Genomic DNA, 20,818 nt, shown 5'->3' with positions numbered 1-20,818 from the left:
TCAGGTGCTCGCCCGGACCGCGGCGACCTGGTCGAGCACCCAGGCGCCGACGTCCGCGGCGCCGGGGTCCTCGACCAGCGACTGCGCGATCACCGGCAGCTCCCCGCGGATGCGCGCGGCGTCGCCGGTCATCACCGCGAGGTCGGCACCCACCAGCGGCGCGAGGTCGGTCTTGTTGATCACGAGTAGGTCGGCGGTGGTCACGCCGGGACCGCCCTTGCGCGGCACCTTGTCCCCGCCCGCGACGTCGACGACGAAGATCTGCCGGTCCACCAGGCCGCGGCTGAACACCGCGGTGAGGTTGTCCCCGCCGGACTCCACGAGCACCAGGTCCAGGTCCTCGAAGCGCTCCTCCAGCAGCTCGACGGCGTCGAGGTTGGCGGTGATGTCGTCGCGGATCGCGGTGTGCGGGCAGCAGCCGGTCTGCACGGCCTCGACCCGCTCCGGCGGCAGCACGGCGTTGCGGCGCAGGAAGTCCGCGTCCTCGGTGGTGTAGATGTCGTTGGTGACCACGGCCAGGCGCACCCGCTCGCCGAGGCTGCGGGCCAGCGCCGCGACCAGCGCGGTCTTGCCCGAGCCGACCGGCCCGCCGATCCCGATCCGCACCGCGCGCCCGCCGGCCGGGGCCGGGTCGTGGTGGTCGTGGTCGGTGACGGTCGGGTCGAAGCTGATCACGTGACTGTGGCCGTGCCCGGTCTGCCCGGTCGACGTGCCCTGTTCAGGAGGCAAAGAGACGCACCCTCTCGCGGTGGTGGTGGACGTGGGACTCGGCCATGAGGTCGAGGACCGGCGCGCCGGGCGCCGGGAGGTCGGCGGGATCGCCCGCCGCGAGGGCCGCGGCTTCGTCGACGACGACGGCGAGGTCGTCGTCCAGGGCGACGAGCGCGGCGTTGACGGCGAACGGGTCCAGCCCGAGCAGCCGCACCGCCGCGGACGCGGGCCCGGAGACGGCGAGGTAGCCGACGCAGCGCGCCGCGGCGGCCGGGGACTCCCCGGCGACGCCGACGACGACCCCGACGAGCAGCGGGTGGTGCGGGCGGCGGTCGACCGCGACCAGCGTGTCGAGCGCCGGCGACGGCCACGCCGCCCGCGCCGCGCGCAGGGCGGCCCTGCCCTGCACCCGCGACGCCTCGCGCTGGGCCAGCGACGGCGTCCGGGCGTCGAGCGCCGCGTCGAGCGCCCCCAGCGCCGCACCGAGCGGTCCCGCCCGACCCCCGTCCCGACCCTCCTCCCGGCCCCCCGCCCGACCCGCACGAGCGGGCCGTTCGTACGAAAGGTTCGTACGAACGGCCCGTTCGTGGGCACCGGGTGTGGGGGGAGGGGCGCCGGGTGTGGAGGGAGGAGCACCGGGGGTGGGAGGTGCGACCGCGGCGCGGTGGGCGACGGCGGCGCGGTGGGCGGCGGCGGCGCGGTGGGCGGCGGCGGCGCCGGCGCAGGCGGCGACCCGGCCCGCGGTGCGCAGCCGTCCGCGCAGGAACGCGTGCAGTGACGCCACGTCGGTGACGAGCCCTCGCTCGGCGGCCTCCTCCAGCCCGCCGGAGTGCACGTGCCCCCCACCGGGGAACCGGGCGTCGGCGAGCACCAGCGATGCGAGACCCGCCATCAGAACAGGAAGTACCGCTGCGCCATCGGCAGCTCGCTCACCGGCGCGGGCTCGACGACGGCGCCGTCGATCGTCACCTCGAACGAGTCCGGGTCGACGCGCACGTCGGGGGTGGCGTCGTTGCGCAGCATCCCGGCCTTGCGCACCGAGCGGGTGTCGGCCACCGGCACCGCGGGGGTCGCCAGCCCGAGCCGGTCGGGGACGCCGGCCTCCAGCGCCGAGGGCGCCATGAAGGTGAGCGAGCCGAGTGCGGCGGGGGTGTGGGCGTAGCCGAACATCGGGCGGCCGTAGACCGGGCCGGGGGTGGGGATGGAGGCGTTCGCGTCGCCCATCTGCGCCCAGACCGCGAACCCGCCCTTGAGGACGACCTCGGGGCGCACCCCGAAGAACTTCGGCTCCCACAGCACCAGGTCGGCGAGCTTGCCGACCTCGACCGACCCGACGTGCTCGGCCGCACCGTGCGCGAGCGCCGGGTTGATCGTGTACTTCGCGACGTAGCGCTGCGCGCGGGCGTTGTCCGAGCGCGACGAGTCACCGGGCAGCGGGCCGCGGGCGGCCTTCATGACGTGCGCGGTCTGCCAGGTCCGGATGACGACCTCGCCGATCCGGCCCATCGCCTGCGAGTCGCTCGACATCATCGAGATCGCGCCGAGGTCGTGCAGCACGTCCTCGGCGGCGATCGTCGTCGGGCGGATCCGGGACTCGGCGAACGCCAGGTCCTCGGGCACCGACGGGTTCAGGTGGTGGCACACCATGAGCATGTCGAGGTGCTCGTCGAGGGTGTTGACGGTGTGCGGGCGGGTCGGGTTCGTCGACGAGGGCAGCACGTGTGAGGTGCCCACGACCTCGATGATGTCCGGGGCGTGCCCGCCGCCGGCGCCCTCGGTGTGGAACGCGTTGATCGAGCGCCCGGCGATGGCCTCCAGTGTGGACTGCAGGAACCCGGCCTCGTTCAGGGTGTCGGTGTGGATCGCGGCCTGCACGCCGGTCTCCTCGCACACCCGCAGGCAGGCGTCGATCGCTGCCGGGGTGGTGCCCCAGTCCTCGTGCAGCTTGAACCCGCCCGCCCCGGCGCGCAGCTGCTCGTGCAGCGCGCCGGCGGAGGTGGTGTTGCCCTTGCCCATCAGCAGCAGGTTCACCGGCTGGTGGTCCATGGCCTGCAGCATCCGGCCGATGTTCCACGGGCCGGGGGTGACGGTGGTGGCCTTGGACCCGTCGACGGGGCCGGTGCCGCCGCCGAACAGCGTCGTGACCCCGGACGCGAGCGCGGTCTCGACCAGCTGCGGGCAGATGAAGTGCACGTGCGCGTCGATCGCGCCGGCGGTGAGGATGCGGCCGTTGCCGGCCAGGACCTCGGTACCGGGGCCGATCACGAGGGCGGGGTCGACGCCGTCCATGGTGTCGGGGTTGCCTGCCTTGCCGATGCCGACGATCCGGCCCTCCTTGACGCCCACGTCGGCCTTGACCACGCCCCAGTGGTCCAGCACGACGGCGCCGGTGATCACCAGGTCCGGGCAGTCCGCGGCGAGGACGGCGGCCTGCCCCATCGACTCGCGGATCACCTTGCCACCGCCGAACAGCACCTCGTCGCCGGACGCCGGGCCGCGCGAGCGGTCCTCGGTGACCTCGATCAGCAGGTTCGTGTCGGCGAGCCGGATGCGGTCGCCGACGGTCGGACCGTAGAGGTCGGCGTAGCGCGCGCGGTCGATGCTCACTGCTCGTAGCTCCGCTCGTCGAGGGCGCCGGCCCGCTCGGGACGCAGGCCGGGGACACGCCGCGTGCCGGCGATCGGTACCAGCGTCACCTCCCGCTCGACGCCCGGCTCGAACCGCACCGAGGTCCCGGCGGGCACGTCGAGGCGGTGCCCCCAGGCGGCGTCGCGGTCGAACTCCAGGCCGGGGTTGGCGGCGGCGAAGTGGTAGTGCGAGCCGACCTGCACCGGCCGGTCCGCGGCGTTGACGACGACCAGCACGACCCGCTGCCGCCCCGGGTGCAGCTCGACCGGCTCCTCGCCGACGAGGATCTCGCCCGGCGTCATGCGATCGGCCCGTGCACGGTGACGAGCTTGGTGCCGTCCGGGAAGGTGGCCTCGACCTGTACCGAGTCGAGCATCTCCGGGACACCGTCGAGGACGTCGTCGCGGGTCAGCACCTCGCGCCCGCTCGACATCAGCTCGGCGACGGTGCGGCCGTCGCGGGCGCCCTCCAGGACGTGCTCGGTGATCAGCGCGACCGCCTCCGGGTAGTTCATCCGCAGGCCGCGGTCGCGACGACGGCGGGCGACGTCCGCGGCGACGTGGACGAGCAGCTTGTCGCGCTCGGTGGGACTGAGGTGCATGACCGGCATTCTTCCCGGACCCCTGTGACGGCGATGTTGCCGGGACGTTCCGAACGACCGCTCCCCGCGTCCGTGGTGTCCGGGTCGACTGTCGGAACCTACGAAAGGCCCGCCGCCGGTGCGCCCGGGTTCGTGGAGGCGGGCGGTGCCGAGGGGTCGGGCGCCGGGCGCATGGTGATGCAGGTCGCAATCCGGCCCGTCCGCTCGTCACCCCTCCGGCCCCCTCGAGGTCCCGATGCGCCTGCGCCGCCCCGCCACCGATCCCGCCGCCGTCCATCCCGTCGACCGGGTGCCACCGCCCGGACGACTCGCCGTCTACGGCATGCAGCACGTCCTGGCGTTCTACGCCGGCGCCGTGGTGGTGCCGATCCTGCTCGCGAACGCGATCGGGCTCGACGAGCGCCAGCTCATCCACCTGATCAACGCCGACCTGTTCACCTGCGGCATCGCCTCGATCCTGCAGTCGGTCGGGATCGGCCGGATCGGGGTGCGGCTGCCGCTGCTGCAGGGCGTCACGTTCACCGCGGTCTCCCCGATGATCGCGATCGGGCTCGCCGCCGGGGGCGGGACGCAGGGGCTGACCACGATCTACGGCGCCGTCATCGTCGCCGGGCTCGTCACCTTCCTCGCCGCCCCGTACGTCGCGCGGCTGCTGCGGTTCTTCCCGCCGGTCGTCACCGGAACGGTGATCACGGTGATCGGGCTGGCGCTGCTGCCGGTCGCGGCGACCGACGCCGTCGGCGGGGCGAACGCCCCCGACCCGGGCAACCCGCTCTACCTCGGGCTCGCGCTCGGGACGCTGGCGGTGATCGTGCTCGTCCAGCGGCTGTTCCGCGGCTTCCTCGCCACCGTCGCGGTGCTCGCCGGGCTGGTGGTCGGGACGCTGGCGGCGGTGCCGTTCGGGCTGGTCGACCTGTCCGCGGTGGGGGAGTCGGACTGGGTCGGGGTCACCACCCCGTTCCACTTCGGCTGGCCGCAGTTCTCGCTCGCCGCGATCCTGTCGATGATCGTGGTCATGATGATCACCGCGGTCGAGACGACCGGTGACGTGATCGCCACCGGGGAGATCGTGGACAGGAAGGTCGGCCCGGACGACGTCGCCCGCGCCCTGCGTGCCGACGGCGCCGCCACCACCCTGGGCGGTGTCCTCAACTCCTTCCCCTACACCTGCTTCGCCGAGAACGTCGGCCTCGTCCGGCTCACCCGGGTCTCCAGCCGCTGGGTGGTCGCCGCCGCGGGCGGTTTCATGATCCTCATCGGGCTGGTGCCGAAGGCCGGGGCGCTGGTCGCCGCGGTGCCGCACCCGGTGCTCGGTGGCGCGGCACTGGCGATGTTCGCGACCGTCGCCGTCGTCGGGATCCAGACGCTGTCGCGGGTCGACTTCCGCGACCACCGCAACGTCGTCGTGGTCGGGTCGGGGCTGGGCGTCGCGTTGTTCGTGACCGTGCAGCCCGACGTCGCCCGGGCCCTGCCGGAGTGGGCGGGCATCGTCCTCGGGTCCGGGATCACCGCGGGCAGCGTCGTCGCGATCGGGCTGAACCTGCTGTTCTTCCACACCGGCCGCCGGACCGCGCCCGCGGCCACCACGCCGGACACGGTGCCGTTCGACCAGCTCGCCGCCGCCGGTCCCGAGGAGTTCGCCGCGACGCTGGGGCGGCTGTTCGAGGGCCCGACGCCGGTACCCTCCCGGGTGCACGCCCGCGGCCCGTTCCCGGACGCCACCGGGCTGCGCGCCGCGGTGCAGGACGAGCTGTTCGCCGCGCCGGCGCCGGAGCAGCGGGCGCTGATGGGCCACTACCCCGACCTCGGCGGGCTGGTCGGCGCGGGCGGCTCCGGCGCCCCGGCCCCGCGCCGACGCGACGACGCAGGCCCCGGCGGGGGCACCGCCGCGGCCGCGCTGCGCGACCGGGCCGGGCTGGCCCTGTTCGACCACGACGACCGCACCGAGCTCGCCGCCGTGGCGGGCGCCTACCGGGAGCGGTTCGGGTTCCCGCTGATCGTCTGCCTGCGCGACGCGGGCGACACCCGCACCCTGCTCGCCACCGCGCGGCGCAGGCTGGAGCACCCGCCCGCCCAGGAGCACGCCACGGCCCTGGTCGAGATCGCGAAGGTCGCCGGACGCCGGTTCGACGACCTCGTGTCCGGCTGAGCCCGGCCGGCGCGACCGCCGGCGCCCGGCTCAGCGCGAGCGCAGCGCCAGGTAGAGATCGACGCGGTCGGCGAACGACGACGGGTCGCGCCCGGTCAGCTCGGCCACCCGGCCGATCCGGTAGCGGACGGTGTTGACGTGCAGGTGCAGCCGGGCCGCGGTCCGGTTCCACGACCCGGACTCGTCGAGGAACGCCTCCAGGGTCTCCACCAGCCCGGTGCCCGACCGCGCGTCGTGGTCGAGCACCGGGCCGAGGACCTGCGCGGCGAACCCGCGCCGCACCTCGTCCGGGACCCCGGCGAGCAGCGCCACGTGCGAGGTGATCTCCCCGGCCCGCACCGCCGTGACCGGGCCGGGCCGGGCCGCCGCCAGCCCGGCGGCGTGCCCGGCCTCGGCGAGCGCCCCGGCCAGCGCGTCCGCGGCGGTCGGCCGGGACACCCCGGCCGACAGCCGTCCGCCGGCCAGTCCCGGCCCGAGCCGGTGCAGCGCGGCCAGCACCTGCTCCACCGGGTCCGCGGTGCCCGGGGTGGCGGGTACCGCGACGACGGCGACCGCGGCACCGCCCTGCACCCCGACCGCGGCCGGGCCGGCCCCGACCAGGGCGTCGAGCAGCACGGTGTGGGCGGTGTCGGCCGGGTCCGCGACGCCCGAGGCGTGCAGCACGACCACGACGAGGACCCCGTCCGGCTCGACCCCGGCCTGGCGCAGCCGCACCCGGGTCTCCGGGCGGTCCCCGGTGTCGGCCGCGACCCTGGCCAGCGCGTCGTCGGCGATCGGGCGGGCCACCGCCGCACCCTCCCGCCGCCGGGCCCGGTCCAGCGCGGCGATCGCGGCCAGCTCCCCGACGGCGTCGACCACGTCGGTGCCCGCCTGCGCCACCCCGGGCGGCTGCGCCGCCGCGACCAGCCAGCCGGTGGCCCGCGCGGTCCCCGGGGCCGCGGGCACCACCAGGTGTCCCGTGCCCGCCGCACCGGCCGGGACGGTCACCGGCAGCCGGCCCTCGGTCAGGAACCCGGCCACGACGGCGTCGCGCTCGGGGTCGGGCAGGTCCGGCCCGGCGAGCAGGCCACCCGAGGCGGTCAGCACCCGGCAGACCAGACCCGTCCCCGCCGACACCGAACCGGTCAGGTCGGCGAGGTCCGCGCCGCCGGCGAACGCGGCGAGCAGCCGCCGGTGCCGGCCCAGGGTGTGGGCGAGACGGTCCCCGCGGGCCGCGGACAGCGCCCCGACCACCGCCTCGGTGACCGCGCCGAACGACACGTCCACCGGCACCGCGACCAGCACGAGGTCGTGGTGGCGACAGGCGTCGACGACGTCGGCCGGGATGTCCCCGAACACCGCCTCACCCGCCACCAGTGCGGCCGCGCCGGACCGGGCGACGGCCGCGACGAACCGATCCGAGTCCGCGGGCGTCCGCCGCCACACCAGCCCGGACACCACCAGCTCGCCACCGCCCAGGTAGCGCGACGGGTCGGGCAGGTCGGTCGGGTAGACCCAGCGCACGGACCGCTCCAGCTCGGCGGCGGAACCGTGCAGGACCCGCAGCCGCAGCTCCGGACGCGCGACGAGCTCCGAGAGCAGCATGGGAGGAACCTACAACTCGGTGCGGCGCGCGGGACCCCGATTCGTCACGGCGGTGCCTTCTCCCGGTGACCGTCGCACGGTGCACTGGGACCATGCAGCAGCCCAGCGCCGGCCGGACCGCCATCGAGGGTGCCCACGTCGTCACCGTCACCGGGGAGGAGTACCCGGGTGGCCACGTCGTGGTGGAGGGGGAGCGGATCGCCGGGGTCGGGCCGGGCCCCGCGCCGGCGGGGTCCTACGACCGCTGGGTCGACGCCCGCGGCTGCCTGCTCACCCCGGGCCTGGTCAACACCCACCACCACCTCTACCAGTGGGTGACCCGCGGGCTCGCCGTCGACCACACGCTGTTCGAGTGGCTGACCACGCTGTACCCGGTGTGGGCCGGGATCGACGAGCACGCCGTGCACACCGGCGCCACCGGCGCGCTGTCCGCGCTCGCGCTGTCGGGCTGCACCACCACGACCGACCACCACTACGTCTTCCCCCGCGAGGGGGGCGACGTGCTGGGCGCCGAGATCCGCGCCGCCGCGGAGGTGGGGCTGCGGTTCCACCCGACCCGCGGGTCGATGGACCTCGGGCGCAGCGCCGGCGGGCTGCCGCCGGACCACGTCGTCTCCGACCGGGACGAGATCCTCGCCGCGTCCGCCGAGGCGGTCGCCCGCTGGCACGACCCGTCGCCGGGGTCGATGCTGCGGATCGCGCTGGCCCCGTGCTCGCCGTTCTCGGTGACCCCGGAGCTGATGCGCGAGTCCGCGACGCTGGCCCGTGAGCTCGGCGTCCGGCTGCACACCCACCTCGCCGAGACCGACGACGAGGAGGCCTACTGCCGGGAGCACTTCGGCGCCACGCCCACCGAGTACGTCGCGGACCTGGGCTGGACCGGGCCCGACGTGTGGTTCGCCCACACGGTGCACCTCGACGACGGGGCGGTGAAGACGATCGGCTCCACCGGCACCGGCGTCGCACACTGCCCCACCTCCAACGGCAGGCTCGGTGCGGGCATCGCCCGGGTCCGCGACCTGGTCGACGCGGGCGCCCGGGTCGGGATCGGCGTCGACGGCGCCGCCTCCAACGAGGGCACCCACCTGCTGGAGGACGTCAAGCACGCGGTCCTGTTCGCCCGCGCCGCGGGCGGCCCCCGCGCGCTGTCCGTGCGCGACGCCCTGGAGCTGGGCACCCTCGGCGGTGCCCGGGTGCTGGGCCGCGAGGACGAGATCGGCTCGATCGAGCCCGGCAAGCTCGCCGACCTCGCCCTGTGGCGCCTCGACGGCTTCCGCCACCGCGACGTCGCCGACCCGGTCGCCGCCCTGGTCCTGGGCACCCCGCCGCCGCTGGAGCTGCTGCTCGTGCACGGGCGCACGGTCGTGGAACGGGACACCCTCCGGACCGTCGACACGGACGCCGTCGCCGCCGCGTGCGCCGCCGTGCACCGTGACCTCGTCGCGAAGGCCGGGTGAGCGGATGGACCTGCACACCGTCACCGGGTTCCGGCGGGCCCGCGAGCGCGCCGACCTGGCGCTGGCGCCGGGGGAGCGGATCCTCGCCGGCGGGACGTGGCTGTTCTCCGAGCCGCAGCCCGGCGTCACCGGCCTGGTCGACCTCACGACGATGGGCTGGGAGCCGCTGTCCGAGCTGGCCGACGGCGGACTCTCGGTGGCCGCGACCTGTCCGATCGCCGACCTCACCGCGCACGGTGAGCGGACCGGGGTCCCGCTGTTCGCCCAGTGCGCGCACGCCCTGCTCGCGTCCTGGAAGATCTGGCACACCGCGACCGTCGGCGGGAACGTCTGCCGTGCCTTCGCCGCCGCCGGGATGGTCGCCCTCGCCGCCACCCTCGACGGCGTCGCCCTCGTCTGGCCGCCCGGCGGCGGGGAGTACCGCGTGCCGGTCGCGACGCTGGTGACCGGCGACGGCACCACCACGCTGGGGCCCGGCGAGGTCCTGCGCGTGATCGAGCTGCCGGGCGCCGCACTGCGCGCCCGCACCGCCTTCCGCAGGATCGCCCTCGCCGAGCTCGGCCGCTCCGGCGCGGTGCTGACCGGGCGGGTCGACACCGCACACGACGGTGGCGCCGCGACGTTCGTGATCACCGCCGCGACCACTGCCCCCACCGTCCTGCGCTATCCCGCCGGGGTCCCCGACGCGGCCCGGCTGCGCGCCGACGTCGACGCCGTCGACGGCTGGTACACCGACCCGCTCGGCTCCGCGGACTGGCGCCACGGGGTCAGCGCCGTCCTGCTGGAGCAGGTCCGGGAGGAGCTGTCGTGAAGCTGCACGTCAACGACGCCGAGCTGGAGGCCGAACCCGCGCCGGGCCAGTGCACCCGCACGTTCCTGCGCGAGCACGGGCACCTCGAGGTCAAGAAGGGCTGCGACGCCGGGGACTGCGGCGCCTGCACCGTCCTGCTCGACGACCGGCCCGTGCACTCCTGCCTGATCCCCGCCGCGCGCCTCGACGGCGCACGGGTCACGACCGTCGCCGGGCTGGCCGGGCCGGACGGTGAGCTGCACCCGGTCCAGCAGGCGTTCGTCGAGCGGTTCGGGTTCCAGTGCGGGTTCTGCACCGCGGGCCAGATCGTCACCGCCGCCGCGCTCACCGCGCACGACCTCGCCGACCTGCCGCGCCGGATGAAGGGCAACCTGTGCCGCTGCACCGGGTACCGCAGCATCCGCGAGGCCATCGAGACCGCCCTCGCCCCGGCCGCCCCCGACGCCGCCCCGGCGCCGGCCCGGGCGGTGGGTGCCGTCGGGTGCTCGGCGCGGCCCGAGGCGGCCGAGCGGATCGTCACCGGGGCCGAGCCGTTCACCTTCGACGTCGCCCTCACCGGCGCCCTGCACCTGCGGATCCTGGGGTCCCCGCACGCGCACGCCCGCATCCGGTCGATCGACACCACCGCGGCCCGGGCGGCCCCGGGCGTCGCGCTGGTGCTGACCCACCACGACGTCCCGGACCTGCGCTACTCCACCGCCCGGCACGAGCACCGCACCGACGACCCGGACGACACCCGGATGCTCGACGAGGTCGTCCGCCACGTCGGGCAGCGGGTCGCGGCCGTCGTCGCGCGGACACCGGCACAGGCCGAGGCCGCCTGCGCCCTGATCGCCGTCGACTACGAGGTGCTGCCCGCCGTACTGGATCCGGAGGCGGCCCGGCTGCCCGGCGCGCCGCTGGTGCACCCGGACCGGACCCCGGCCGACCGCGTCGACGACGCGTCCCGCAACGTCGTGCTCGCCCTGCACGGCGGACACGGCGGCGACGTCGACACCGCGCTCGCCGGGTCGGCGCACACCGTCACCGGTACCTGGCGCACCAGCCGCGTCTCCCACGCCCAGCTCGAGTGCCACGGGGCGATCGGCTCGCTCGACGACGACGGGCGCCTCGTGGTGCGGGCCGGCACCCAGGTCCCGTTCCTCACCCGGGGCGAGCTCGCCCGCGTGCTGGGCCTGGACCCCGACCGGGTCCGGGTGCACACCGCGCGGGTCGGCGGCGGGTTCGGTGGCAAGCAGGAGATGTTCGCCGAGGACCTCGTCGGGCTCGCGGTGCTGCGGACCGGGCGCACCGTCGTGCACGAGTTCACCCGGACCGAGGAGTTCACCCGTACCGCGCTGCGCCACCCGATGCGGGTCGCGGTCACCCTCGGCGCCGACGACGACGGCCTGCTCACCGCGATGAAGCTCGACGTCCTGTCCGACACCGGCGCCTACGGCAACCACTCCCGCGGGGTGCTGTTCCACTCCGTCGCCGAGTCGGTCAGCGTCTACCGCTGCCCCGTCAAGCACCTCGACGCCGAGGTCGTCTACACGAACAACGTCCCCAGCGGCGCGTTCCGCGGCTACGGCCTGGGCCAGGTGATGTTCGCCGTCGAGTCCGCGATGGACGAGCTGGCGGTCGTCACCGGCCTCGACCCGTTCGACCTGCGGCGGCGCAACATGGTCCGCGCCGGGGACCCGCTGCACGTCGCCCACCACGGCGAGCCCGAACACGACCTGCACTGGACCAGCTACGGCATGGACCAGTGCCTCGACCTCGTGCAGGACGCCCTGGCCGACGGGACCGGCGACCCCGTCCCGGACGGCCCCACCTGGCGCGTCGGCGAGGGCACCGCCCTGGGCATGATGACCACGATGGCCCCGTTCGGGCACGCCGCCACCACCACGGTGACCCTGCTGCCGGGTGGGCGCTACCGGCTCGGCGCCGGCACCGTCGAGTTCGGCAACGGCACCACGACCACCCACCGCCAGGTCGTCGCGACCGTGCTCGGCACCACCCCGGACCGGGTCGACGCCCACCACGGCGACACCGACGCCTGCGGCTACGACACCGGCGCGTTCGCGTCCGCGGGCACCACCGTCGCCGGCAAGGCGCTGCACGCCGCGGCCACCGCGCTGCGGGAACGGATCCTCGCCGTCACCGGCGGCGGTGAGCTGCACGCCGACGGCGTCACGGCAGCGGGCGGCGAGTGGTCGTTCGACGACGTCCTGGCGGGCGCGGCGTCCCCCGGGGGGGTGTCTCTATGGGTTCGTCAAGCGGCGGCGAGTTCTGGATCGGGGTTGTTGACCGTGGGCGGGTTGTAGGGGCGGCGGTCGCGGAGCATGGCGTAGATGACGTCGGTGCGGCGTCGGGCGAGGCAGATCAGGGCGGCGTTGTGTCGTTTGCCGGCGGCTCGTTTGCGGTCGTAGTAGGCGCGGCTGGCGGGGTCGGCCAGGGCGGCGAATGCGGACAGGAACAGCGCGGATTTCAGGGCGTGGTTGCCGCGCTGGGATCGGGTTTCGCCTTTGATCGAGGTGCCGGAGCGGCGGGTGACTGGGGCGAGGCCGGCGTAAGCGGCGAGGTGCCCGGCGGTGGGGAACCCGGAGCCGTCGCCGACGATGGTGAGGATCTTGATGGCGGTCCTGACCCCGAGTCCGGGCATCGAGGTCAGGACCGGTCCAAGAGGGTGGGCCTCCAGGCGGGCTTCGAGCTCGTCGGCGAGCTGGTCGCGTTCGGTGTGGACCTGGCGCAGCTGCCCGGCGACGCCGGTGATGACACGGGCGAACGCGGCCGTGCCGGGAACGGTCAGGCTCTGGGCGTCGAGCGAGGTCAGGATCTGGGCGGGAAGGGTGCGGGCCAGTCGAGGCGACCGGGCCCGCATCGTCTCGGCGATCCCGTCAGCGCCGAGCTCTCGCAGGGCTTGCGGGGTGGGCGCGGCCGCGAGCAGGTCGAGCACGCCACCGCGGTCCAGGCGTGGCCCGAGCAGGCGTTCCAGGGCGGGATGAACATGCAGCAGGGCGTCGCGCAGCCGGTTCGTCAGCCGGGTGCTCTGCCCAGCCAGGTCATCGTCGTAACCGGCGAGCACAGTGAGTTCGGCGAGGGTCTCGTCGTCGGTGCCGACCCGGCGCAGGGTGTGCGGCATCGTCCGGGCGGCCTCGGCGATCACGTGGGCGTCGCGGGCGTCGGTCTTGGCCTGCCCGGGATGCAGGTCGGCGATGCGGCGCATCGCCAGCCCGGGCAGGTAGGCCACCGTGATCCCCAGATCACGAGCGACGGCGATGGCCAGCGCTCCGATCGAGGCGGGCTGGTCGATGACCATCAGCACCGCGCCGTGCTCGGCCAGCCCGGACAGCACGGTGCGCAGCGCCGATTCGTCGTTGGGCAGGGCCTTGTCGTGCACCCGCTTCCCGTTGGTGTCGACCGCGCAGGCGTGGTGTTCGGACTTGCCCACGTCCAGGCCGCAGAACACCGCGAACCCGGTCGGGTGCTGGTCAGGATCGGGCAACCGCCGCTCCCTTCTCGTCGCGGCAGGCCGACCACGAGCACCCGCGCCGGCAGCCACGTTACGAGCAGACCACACGGGTCAGGTCTCTATCAGCGGTCGTTGGCGCCCTCCGGCCACGGCGACAACACCCCCCAGATCATCGGGCGACAGGGGCAGTCAGTCATACCGCGGCCGGCGGCCTGCAAGCCCTCAGCGGGCTTGATCAAGAAGGTAACGGGTGCAGTGACCGGGGTGAGACCCGGTCCACCGCCGAACCACCCCTCGGAGGCCGATCGCGGCGCGGTGCGGGTGTCGGCCTGCTCAGACGGGCCCTCTTCGAAGAAGACGGCGTCGAGCGCGGCGACGATCGGGAGGTCGAGCACGTCCATCCAGATCATCGGACGGTCGCCGGGATTGTGATGCTCGTGGAAGGTCCAGCTGGGGGTGAGCACCAGATCGCCGGGGCCCATGTGGATCGGGTCGCCGTCGACGAGGGTCCATACGCCCTCACCCTCCACGATGAACCGCAGCGCAGCCGGGGTGTGCCGGTGTGCGGGGGCCACCTCGTGGCCGCGCAGGTACTGCACGGCCGCCCACAGCGTCGACACCGCGTAGGGAGCGCCACCCAGGCCCGGATTGCAGCAGGCGAGGACCCGGCGGTCCCCGCCGCGATCCACCGGGACGAGTTCGCCCGCCCGGGCGCCCAGCTCGCGGAGGTCGCGGCCGGCCCACCGGTGGGGCACTCCCGCGACGTGCGGCTCCCGGGTGAGCAACCCGGACAGCTCCCACAGCGGTTGGACGGATCGTGCGGCGAGGTGACCGTAGAGCTCGTCCAGCTCCGGGTCGGTCGCGGCGAAGCGCCGAGTCGTCATCTCCACTCCGATCTGCAAAACGATCCGTGTACGTACTAACACAAGACGGTACGACGGGCCTGATGAGTCGTCAAGGAAGTCGGGGTGCCCCGGGGAGAGTGCTCCGTGTACAGGCTATTTCGCGAACGCCAGCGCGTGCAGTCCCTCGAGCAACGCCTGTCGCTGCGTCGCGTCGAGCGGTGACAGCACTCGCTCCTGCACCCGCCGCACGGCCGGGGTGAGCTCGGTCAGTTCGGCGCGCACGGCATCGGTGAGGCCGAGGAGGCGGCGCCGCGCATCCGCGGGGTCGCGGGTACGGCCGACCCAGTCGCGATTCACCAGCCGGCGCACGATGTCGGCCATGCTCGACTTGTCGACCGACGCGAGCTCGGCCGCGGTGGTCTGGTCGATGCCGCCGGGATGGGCCCAGAGGGCGCTGAGCACCGCGTACTGCGGCGCGGTCATCGTGCGGCCGACCTCCTCGCTCCAGATGGTCGTGTGCACCTGCTGGGCCCGCCGGATGAGGTGGCCCGGAGTGGTGTCCAGTGCGAGTACGTGCCCGTCGGCCCGTCCCCGCACCGGTGGGTCGCCCTCGTAGGCGACCAGCCGCAGAGCGGCCAGCATCTCCTCGCCCCCCTCGCCGGGTAACGGCTCGAGCAGTCGTTGCTGTACCTGCGCGACCCGGCGGGTCACGTCGCCGAGCGCGGTGCGGGCGAGCTGGGTCAGTCGCAGTGTCTTGCGGCGCGCGTCCTCCGGGTCGCGGGTCCAGCGCAGCCAGCCCTGCCCCTCCAGTCGGGCCACGACATCGGCGGTGCTGGACTTGTCCAGTGAGGCACGCTCGCCTGCTGCGCGCTGGTCCAGGGCGTCGTCCCCGGCGATCGCGCAGATCACCGCGTACTGCGGGCCGGTCAGGTCGCCGTGGAACTCCTGGCTCCACAGCAACGTGTGCCTCTGCTGGGAGCGGCGGATGAGGTGACCGGAGGCCTGGTCGAGCGACAACATCGGCGCCGACGCCACCCGGACCTCGTCCGGCCGTGCGTCCGTCACGTTGGGGAGACCTCCGCTGCAGTACGTCTTCCGTGTGCGAACGACTGTATCGCACCACGGTAGATGTTGTACGGAGTTTTTGGATCTGTCGGGGGATCGTCCTGCTGAGAGGCGGTTGACAGGGGTCCTGATCGCTCGTAGCTTCGCCAATCGATCCGTACACGTAATTTTTGAACCGGTCGGAGTGGTCGGTACGGAAACCGGACGTGCCGGGCCGCCGACGCCGTCGAGGAGGACGCCGTGACCACTGCAAGCATCACCGAGGCGCGCCATCCGGTCTTCAACGATCGGACCCTGCACCTCGGGACGTTCTCGTCGAACCTGAGCGGGGGCTGCGCGATCTCGACGGTCGACGGCGTCCTCGAGGCGACCTGGGAGCAGACTCTGTCCCTGGCGCGGATGGGCGACGACATGGAGTTCGAGGCGCTCGTGCCGGTCGGCCGTTGGCGCGGCTTCGGCGGTGAGACCAACTTCAACGGTGCCGGTTTCGAGTGCTTCACCTGGGCCGCCGGCATGGGCAGCGCCACCGAGCGGGCCGGGCTGTTCGTCACCTCGCACGTGCCGACCATCCACCCGGTGATGGCGGCCAAGCAGGCGACCACGATCGACCACATCTCCCGCGGCCGGCTCGCGCTGAACATCGTCACCGGCTGGCACACCCCGGAGATCGAGATGTTCGGGATCAAGCAGCTCGCCCACGACGACCGCTACGCCGTGGCCCAGGAGTGGGTCGACATCATCCGCCGGCTCTGGACGACCGACGAGCCGTTCAGCTTCGACGGGAAGTACTTCCGCGTCACCGACGCCTCCATCGCCCCGAAGCCGGTCCAGGGGCCGCACCCGGTGCTGATGAACGCCGGCGGCTCCGGCGCCGGCAGGCACTTCGGCGCCCGGAACTGCGACGTCGTGTTCGTCAGCGCCGATCTCGCCCAGCAGAACCCGCAGGCGATGCGCGCCAAGGTGGACGACTTCAAGCGGCTGGCCCGGGAGGAGTACGGCCGCGAGATCAAGGTCTGGACCAATGCCTACGTCCTCCAGGAGGACACCGAGGCCGAGGCGAAGCGGTTCCTCGACCACTACGTCAACGAGCGCGGCGACTGGGAGGCGGCGCAGAACCTGGTCACCGGGATGGGACTGAACTCGCAGTCGTTCGACCCGAAGACGCTCCAGGAGATGAAGTTCCACTTCATCGCCGGCTGGGCGGGCTACCCGATCGTCGGGACGAGGGAGCAGGTCGCCGACACACTGATCGCACTGAGCACCGAAGGTGGGCTCGACGGCGTGCTGTTGTCCTGGCCGCGTTACGTGCAGGACATGGCACGCTTTAGAGGTCGCGCGGATTGGTTGGTGATCATGGACGTCGTGCAGGTCGGGCGTTCCAGCGGTGTGTGGTCCAGGCCTGCCGAATCAAGCTACGGAGTGTGACGATCGTGTCGGCGAGGTCGAAGAACGCGTCGACGACGATTTCTCGTCGTTCGTAGCAGCGCTGCAGCCGGTTGAAGCTGTTGTGCCAAGCGTTGGTCCGCTCGACGTGCCAGCGGCGGGTGGCCTGGATCGGCGCTTTCTCACCCTTGTGCGCGATCTCGCCGTGCAGGCCTCGTTCGGCCAGCGTGTCGCGGGTCTTGCCGGAGTCATAGCCGGCGTCGAGGTGCACGGTGATGTCGTCGGGCAGCGGGCCGAGAGCATCGAGGCGGTCGAGGGTGGGGCCCAGTAGCGGGGAGTCGTGCCGGTTGGCTCCGGCCAGGACTCGGCCCAGCGGGATGCCGTATCCCTCGACGAGCACCGAACGTTTCATACCCTGTTTGCGCCGGTCCACCGGCGACGGACCGGCGACCTCGCCGCCGCCGGGGGCCTTGGTGATGGCGCCATCGACGGCGATGTCGTGCAGCAGCAGACCGACGATGCGGTCGTAGGCGTCCAGGACGATCCGACGCAGCTGGGCGAAGACCCCGAGCCTGATCCACTCGTCACGACGATCGCGGATGGTGGTCGCCGAGCAGGTGCTGTCAGCGATGCCCTCATACGAGCAGCCGAACCGCAGTACCTGCAGGAGCTTGTCGAACACGATCCGATCCGCGATCCGGCGGCGATGGCAGCCCAGCGGATGGGTGGGATCGAACTCGTCTCGATGAGGCAGCAGCGCGGTGAACTGGTCCCACAACGGCTCGGTCAGCCATGATGGCAGGGTGGGCACGCGGCCTCCAGACGATCACGAAGCGTAGATAACTTCATGATCGGCAGGCCCGTACCCGCCCTCGCCCCCAGACACTCGACCGCGGCCAAGCTGTGACCAATCCGCGCGACCTCTTAGAGGTCATTTCAGAACGAGGTCGACGTGTCTGTTGTAGACGACAAGCGGCTATCTGACCTGCCGTTTGATCTGTCGTCGAGGGGTCAATGGAAACTCGACAAGTCGTTCTGAAACGACCTCTAAGGCCGAGACCCATCCGCTGCTCGTCGAGGCCGGGGTGCGCTGATGGCGGTCGTCCTGCCGCCGGAGACCCTGGCCGTCAACGAGCGGCGGGCCGCTGAGCTGCTCGATCGCGAGTGGTCGTTGCTGATCGGCGGCGAGCTCGTCGGCGCGCGGGGCGGACGGACGTTCCCGGTGAGCAGCCCCTACACCGGCGAGGTCCTCGCCCACGTGCCCGACGGCGACCGGGAGGACGCCGACCGGGCAGTGGCCGCCGCCGCCGCGGCCTGTCCCGGATGGGCGGCGCGCAGCGCGGGGGACCGGGCAGCGGCGGTGCACGCGCTGGCCGACGCGATCGAGAAGCGGTCGCGGGACTTCGCGCTGCTGGACACCGTGAACGGCGGTTCGCCGATCGCGATCATGTCCGCCGACGTACGCGCCGCGGTCGCGACGCTGCGTTACTTCGCGGGCCTCGCCCTGGAGCTCAAGGGCGACACCGTCCCGGCCAGCACGGATCTCCATCTCACCGAGCGGCAGCCCTACGGGGTGGTCGCCAAGATCATCCCTTTCAACCATCCGTTCATGTTCGCCGCGGGCAAGATCGCCGCGCCGTTGGTCGCCGGGAACGCGGTGGTCCTCAAACCGGCCGAGGCGACGCCGTTGTCGGCGCTGCTGCTCGCCGAGGTCTGCCGGGACGTGCTGCCCGCCGGGGTGGTGAACATCGTCGTCGGGGACGGGACCGCAGTGCCGGACGCCCTGGTCCGCCACCCGGACGTGTTCCGCATCGGCTTCACCGGAAGCGAACCGGTGGGCCGGGCGATCCAACGGGCCGCGGCCGAGGTCGCGGTCAAGGTGATCACTCTCGAGCTGGGTGGGAAGAACGCGTTGATCGCCTTCCCCGACGCCGACCTCGACGAGGTGGCCGACGCGGCCGTGCGCGGGATGAACTTCACCTGGTCCGGACAGTCCTGCGGGTCCACCTCGCGGCTGCTCGTGCACGAGTCGATCGCCGACGAGGTGGTCGCCCGGATCGCCCGGCTGCTCGCGGACCGCGAGTACCGGCACCCGCTGGACCCCGCGGCGGTGCAGGGCACTCTGGTCAACCGCACCCAGTACGACCGGGTGCTCGGCTACCTCGACACGGCTCGTGCCGAGGGTGCCCGTGTGGTCACCGGCGGTGGCCCACCGGATGGCGCCGGCACAGCCCTCTTCGTCGCGCCCACCGTCCTCGACGACGTGACTCCCGACCACCGGGTGGCGAACGAGGAGGTCTTCGGCCCGGTGCTCACGGTGCTGCGCTGGACCGCCGAGACCGAGGCGGTCGCACTGGCCAACGACGTGCGATACGGGCTGACGGGCAGCGTGTTCACCCACGACATCCGACGCGCCCACCGCGTCGCACGTGCGCTGGAGACCGGCTTCGTATGGATCAATACGGCGGGTCCGCACTATCTCGGCCTGCCCTACGGCGGCTGGAAGAACTCGGGCACGGGTACCGAGGAGGGACTCGACGAGCTGCTCAGCTACACCCGCGTCAAGTCCGTGACCGTCGCCCTGTAGCCCGCCCCTCGCCACACCCGGTGGGGAACCCGGCCGTCGAGCCGGGGTGCGGCGGGCTCCCGGGGTCCGCAGTGCCCCCTCCGCCGTCGATCCACCCGGATCACCCTCAGCACGAGGACTCGTGAGCTGCCGGCCGGTCCGTCCGCGGACTGCCCCGGTGGTCGCAGAAGGGTAGTGACGTCCATGCACATCGATGTGCTGGCAGGAATCCTGCTCGTCGCGGTGTTCGTACTCGGAACCACGACCCGCGCCAACATCGGGATCCTCGGTCTGCTGGCGGCCTTCGCCCTCGGCGGGTTCGCGATGGGGGAGAGCACGACCGAGGTCCTGTCCGGGTTCCCGGCATCGCTGTTCCTGTTGATCCTGGGTGTGACGTACCTGTTCTCCGTCGCGAACAGCAACGGGACGATGGAATGGGTGATCGGCGTCGCCGCGCGGGCGGTCCGCGGGCGGGCTGTCGCGGTGCCGCTGGGCCTGTTCGCCGGCGCCGTGGTCATCACCGCGTTCGGCGCGCCTGCCCAGGTGGCGGTCGTGATGCTGGCTCCCGTCGGTATCCGGCTGGGCCGCTCGTGCGGGATCAGCCCGTTCATCGCCGGGCTCATGGTCATCCTGGGGGTCGGGGGCGGCAGCTTCTCGCCGCTGAACATCCTCGCGGCCATCGCGAACCAGAGCATGCGGGACAACGGACTCGCGCCCCAGCCCGCGGCCCTGTTCGCCGGGGTCCTGGGCGCCAACCTGGCGCTGGCCGCATCGGTGATCGTGTTCGGGGCCGTCCGGGCCCGACGGCTCGCGACGCAGCCGGTGTCTGCGACGGTGGGTAGTGCGAGTGGGGACGACCCGAGTTCTGGTGAGGGTGATGAACCGGAGTGCAGCAACGGGACCGACCTGCCGCCGCGCCGCCCGATCGACCTGACGGTGGCGACCACGCTCGCCGGGTTCCTGTTCGTGCTCCTGGGCTCGGTGGCCCTGGAGCTGGATCTCGGGGCGCTCGCACTGGCCGTCGCGCTGCTGCTGCACCTGCTGTTCCCCCGGCCGCACGCGATGGAGGGCATCAACTGGAACGTGCTGCTGCTGATCTGCGGGCTCGTCACCTTCATTGCGGTCATGACCCGAGCCGGGACCTTCGACCGGGTCGCGGAGGGGCTCGCCGGCGTCGGCTCGCCCGTCGTCGCCGCGCTGTTGATCTGCTTCGGTGCGGCGCTGGTGTCCGCTTTCGCCTCCAGCACCGCCACCATCGGGACCGGGGTGGTCCTGGCGGTCCCGCTGCTGTCCGACGGCACCCTGGGCGCCGTCGGACTGGTGATCGCCATCTGTCTCTCCTCGACCCTGGTCGATGCGAGCCCGTTCTCCTCGGTCGGTGCGCTCACCGTCGCCGCGTCGCCGAAGCGCAGTGCTCCGCGTCTGTTCCGCAGCCTGCTGATCTGGGGGTTCAGCATGATCGTCGTGGCCCCGGTGTCGTCCGTCCTGGTCTTCGTGGCCTGGTGACGTCCCTCGTCCTCGCCGGGGGACGCGCTGCCACGACCGGGGGTGTCCTCCGCCCGGG

At 73.3% G+C, this 20,818-nt stretch carries 17 protein-coding genes; 7 read left to right on the top strand and 10 right to left on the bottom strand.

The annotated features are described in order from the left end of the window. Genes ureG through KPF47_RS23860 form a run of 5 tightly spaced genes read right to left on the bottom strand, consistent with a single transcriptional unit; the run spans nt 1 to nt 3,940 of the window. On the bottom strand, nt 1–729 hold the full coding sequence (ureG, locus tag KPF47_RS23880) for an urease accessory protein UreG (RefSeq protein WP_224391041.1): 729 nt from the start codon (nt 727–729) through the stop codon (nt 1–3). Beyond that, nucleotides 719–1,603: an urease accessory protein UreF gene (locus KPF47_RS23875; protein WP_224391040.1), complete on the bottom strand. Its 885-nt coding sequence runs from the start codon at nt 1,601–1,603 to the stop codon at nt 719–721. Before KPF47_RS23875 ends, ureG begins: the two co-directional genes overlap by 11 nt. Beyond that, nucleotides 1,603–3,318 carry an urease subunit alpha gene (locus tag KPF47_RS23870; protein ID WP_224391039.1) on the bottom strand — a complete coding sequence of 572 codons (1,716 nt, stop codon included), beginning with the start codon at nt 3,316–3,318 and terminating at the stop codon, nt 1,603–1,605. Before KPF47_RS23870 ends, KPF47_RS23875 begins: the two co-directional genes overlap by 1 nt. Continuing rightward, nucleotides 3,315–3,641, bottom strand: coding sequence for an urease subunit beta (locus KPF47_RS23865; protein WP_224391038.1), 327 nt, complete (start codon nt 3,639–3,641; stop codon nt 3,315–3,317). Before KPF47_RS23865 ends, KPF47_RS23870 begins: the two co-directional genes overlap by 4 nt. Beyond that, nucleotides 3,638–3,940: an urease subunit gamma gene (locus KPF47_RS23860; RefSeq protein WP_224391037.1), complete on the bottom strand. Its 303-nt coding sequence runs from the start codon at nt 3,938–3,940 to the stop codon at nt 3,638–3,640. Before KPF47_RS23860 ends, KPF47_RS23865 begins: the two co-directional genes overlap by 4 nt. A 235-nt stretch (nt 3,941–4,175) precedes the next feature. Between KPF47_RS23860 and KPF47_RS23855 the strand changes: the two genes are divergently transcribed. Next, entirely contained in the window at nt 4,176–6,089 is a 1,914-nt protein-coding gene (locus KPF47_RS23855; RefSeq protein WP_224391036.1) for a solute carrier family 23 protein, read from the top strand. A gap of 30 nt (nt 6,090–6,119) precedes the next feature. On the opposite strand, the gene KPF47_RS23850 is transcribed toward KPF47_RS23855, so the two are convergent. Then, nucleotides 6,120–7,673, bottom strand: coding sequence for a PucR family transcriptional regulator ligand-binding domain-containing protein (locus tag KPF47_RS23850; RefSeq protein ID WP_224391035.1), 1,554 nt, complete (start codon nt 7,671–7,673; stop codon nt 6,120–6,122). Between the two features lie 92 nt (nt 7,674–7,765). Between KPF47_RS23850 and KPF47_RS23845 the strand changes: the two genes are divergently transcribed. Genes KPF47_RS23845 through KPF47_RS23835 form a run of 3 tightly spaced genes read left to right on the top strand, consistent with a single transcriptional unit; the run spans nt 7,766 to nt 12,247 of the window. Continuing rightward, nucleotides 7,766–9,130: an 8-oxoguanine deaminase gene (locus tag KPF47_RS23845; protein ID WP_224391034.1), complete on the top strand. Its 1,365-nt coding sequence runs from the start codon at nt 7,766–7,768 to the stop codon at nt 9,128–9,130. Between the two features lie 4 nt (nt 9,131–9,134). Further along, a complete protein-coding gene (locus KPF47_RS23840; protein ID WP_224391033.1) occupies nt 9,135–9,941 on the top strand; it encodes an FAD binding domain-containing protein in 807 nt (268 codons plus the stop codon). After that, nucleotides 9,938–12,247 carry a molybdopterin-dependent oxidoreductase gene (locus tag KPF47_RS23835; protein WP_224391032.1) on the top strand — a complete coding sequence of 770 codons (2,310 nt, stop codon included), beginning with the start codon at nt 9,938–9,940 and terminating at the stop codon, nt 12,245–12,247. Before KPF47_RS23840 ends, KPF47_RS23835 begins: the two co-directional genes overlap by 4 nt. Here the strand turns inward: KPF47_RS23835 and KPF47_RS23830 are convergent. The 3 genes from KPF47_RS23830 to KPF47_RS23820 form a co-directional block, all read right to left on the bottom strand. Beyond that, a complete protein-coding gene (locus KPF47_RS23830) occupies nt 12,196–13,428 on the bottom strand; it encodes an IS110 family transposase (RefSeq protein WP_224386690.1) in 1,233 nt (410 codons plus the stop codon). The two genes, KPF47_RS23835 and KPF47_RS23830, sit on opposite strands and share 52 nt — an antisense overlap. An 89-nt stretch (nt 13,429–13,517) precedes the next feature. Beyond that, complete coding sequence (locus tag KPF47_RS23825) at nt 13,518–14,279, bottom strand: cupin domain-containing protein (protein WP_224391031.1); 762 nt, start codon at nt 14,277–14,279, stop codon at nt 13,518–13,520. A gap of 114 nt (nt 14,280–14,393) precedes the next feature. Next, nucleotides 14,394–15,305: a MarR family winged helix-turn-helix transcriptional regulator gene (locus KPF47_RS23820; protein ID WP_224391030.1), complete on the bottom strand. Its 912-nt coding sequence runs from the start codon at nt 15,303–15,305 to the stop codon at nt 14,394–14,396. A 240-nt stretch (nt 15,306–15,545) separates the two neighbouring features. Here KPF47_RS23820 and KPF47_RS23815 point away from each other — a divergent pair, with 240 nt between their 5' ends. Next, nucleotides 15,546–16,730 carry an LLM class flavin-dependent oxidoreductase gene (locus KPF47_RS23815; RefSeq protein WP_224391029.1) on the top strand — a complete coding sequence of 395 codons (1,185 nt, stop codon included), beginning with the start codon at nt 15,546–15,548 and terminating at the stop codon, nt 16,728–16,730. On the opposite strand, the gene KPF47_RS23810 is transcribed toward KPF47_RS23815, so the two are convergent. Further along, a complete protein-coding gene (locus KPF47_RS23810; RefSeq protein WP_224386276.1) occupies nt 16,657–17,499 on the bottom strand; it encodes an IS5 family transposase in 843 nt (280 codons plus the stop codon). The genes KPF47_RS23815 and KPF47_RS23810 overlap by 74 nt on opposite strands. A gap of 282 nt (nt 17,500–17,781) precedes the next feature. Between KPF47_RS23810 and KPF47_RS23805 the strand changes: the two genes are divergently transcribed. Then, nucleotides 17,782–19,275, top strand: a complete 1,494-nt coding sequence (locus KPF47_RS23805; RefSeq protein WP_224391028.1) for an aldehyde dehydrogenase family protein — start codon at nt 17,782–17,784, stop codon at nt 19,273–19,275. Nucleotides 19,276–19,458: 183 nt separating this feature from the next. Beyond that, complete coding sequence (locus KPF47_RS23800) at nt 19,459–20,760, top strand: SLC13 family permease (RefSeq protein WP_224391027.1); 1,302 nt, start codon at nt 19,459–19,461, stop codon at nt 20,758–20,760. Nucleotides 20,761–20,818 lie beyond the last annotated feature (58 nt).

Origin of the sequence: Pseudonocardia sp. ICBG1293 (assembly GCF_020131355.1) — a bacterium.
Lineage (GTDB): Bacteria > Actinomycetota > Actinomycetes > Mycobacteriales > Pseudonocardiaceae > Pseudonocardia.
The sequence above is the reverse complement of the archived record's forward strand: the minus strand, read 5'-3'. Positions and strand labels throughout refer to the sequence as shown.

Bases quoted from the DNA above. Each gene is read 5' to 3' on its own strand.
- KPF47_RS23875 (WP_224391040.1), bottom strand. From the start codon at position 1,603: ATGGCGGGTCTCGCATCGCTGGTGCTCGCCGACGCCCGGTTCCCCGGT.
- KPF47_RS23865 (WP_224391038.1), bottom strand. From the start codon at position 3,641: ATGACGCCGGGCGAGATCCTCGTCGGCGAGGAGCCGGTCGAGCTGCAC.
- KPF47_RS23860 (WP_224391037.1), bottom strand. From the start codon at position 3,940: ATGCACCTCAGTCCCACCGAGCGCGACAAGCTGCTCGTCCACGTCGCC.
- KPF47_RS23855 (WP_224391036.1), top strand. From the start codon at position 4,176: ATGCGCCTGCGCCGCCCCGCCACCGATCCCGCCGCCGTCCATCCCGTC.
- KPF47_RS23850 (WP_224391035.1), bottom strand. From the start codon at position 7,673: ATGCTGCTCTCGGAGCTCGTCGCGCGTCCGGAGCTGCGGCTGCGGGTC.
- KPF47_RS23845 (WP_224391034.1), top strand. From the start codon at position 7,766: ATGCAGCAGCCCAGCGCCGGCCGGACCGCCATCGAGGGTGCCCACGTC.
- KPF47_RS23840 (WP_224391033.1), top strand. From the start codon at position 9,135: ATGGACCTGCACACCGTCACCGGGTTCCGGCGGGCCCGCGAGCGCGCC.
- KPF47_RS23825 (WP_224391031.1), bottom strand. From the start codon at position 14,279: ATGACGACTCGGCGCTTCGCCGCGACCGACCCGGAGCTGGACGAGCTC.
- KPF47_RS23805 (WP_224391028.1), top strand. From the start codon at position 17,782: ATGGCGGTCGTCCTGCCGCCGGAGACCCTGGCCGTCAACGAGCGGCGG.
- KPF47_RS23800 (WP_224391027.1), top strand. From the start codon at position 19,459: ATGCACATCGATGTGCTGGCAGGAATCCTGCTCGTCGCGGTGTTCGTA.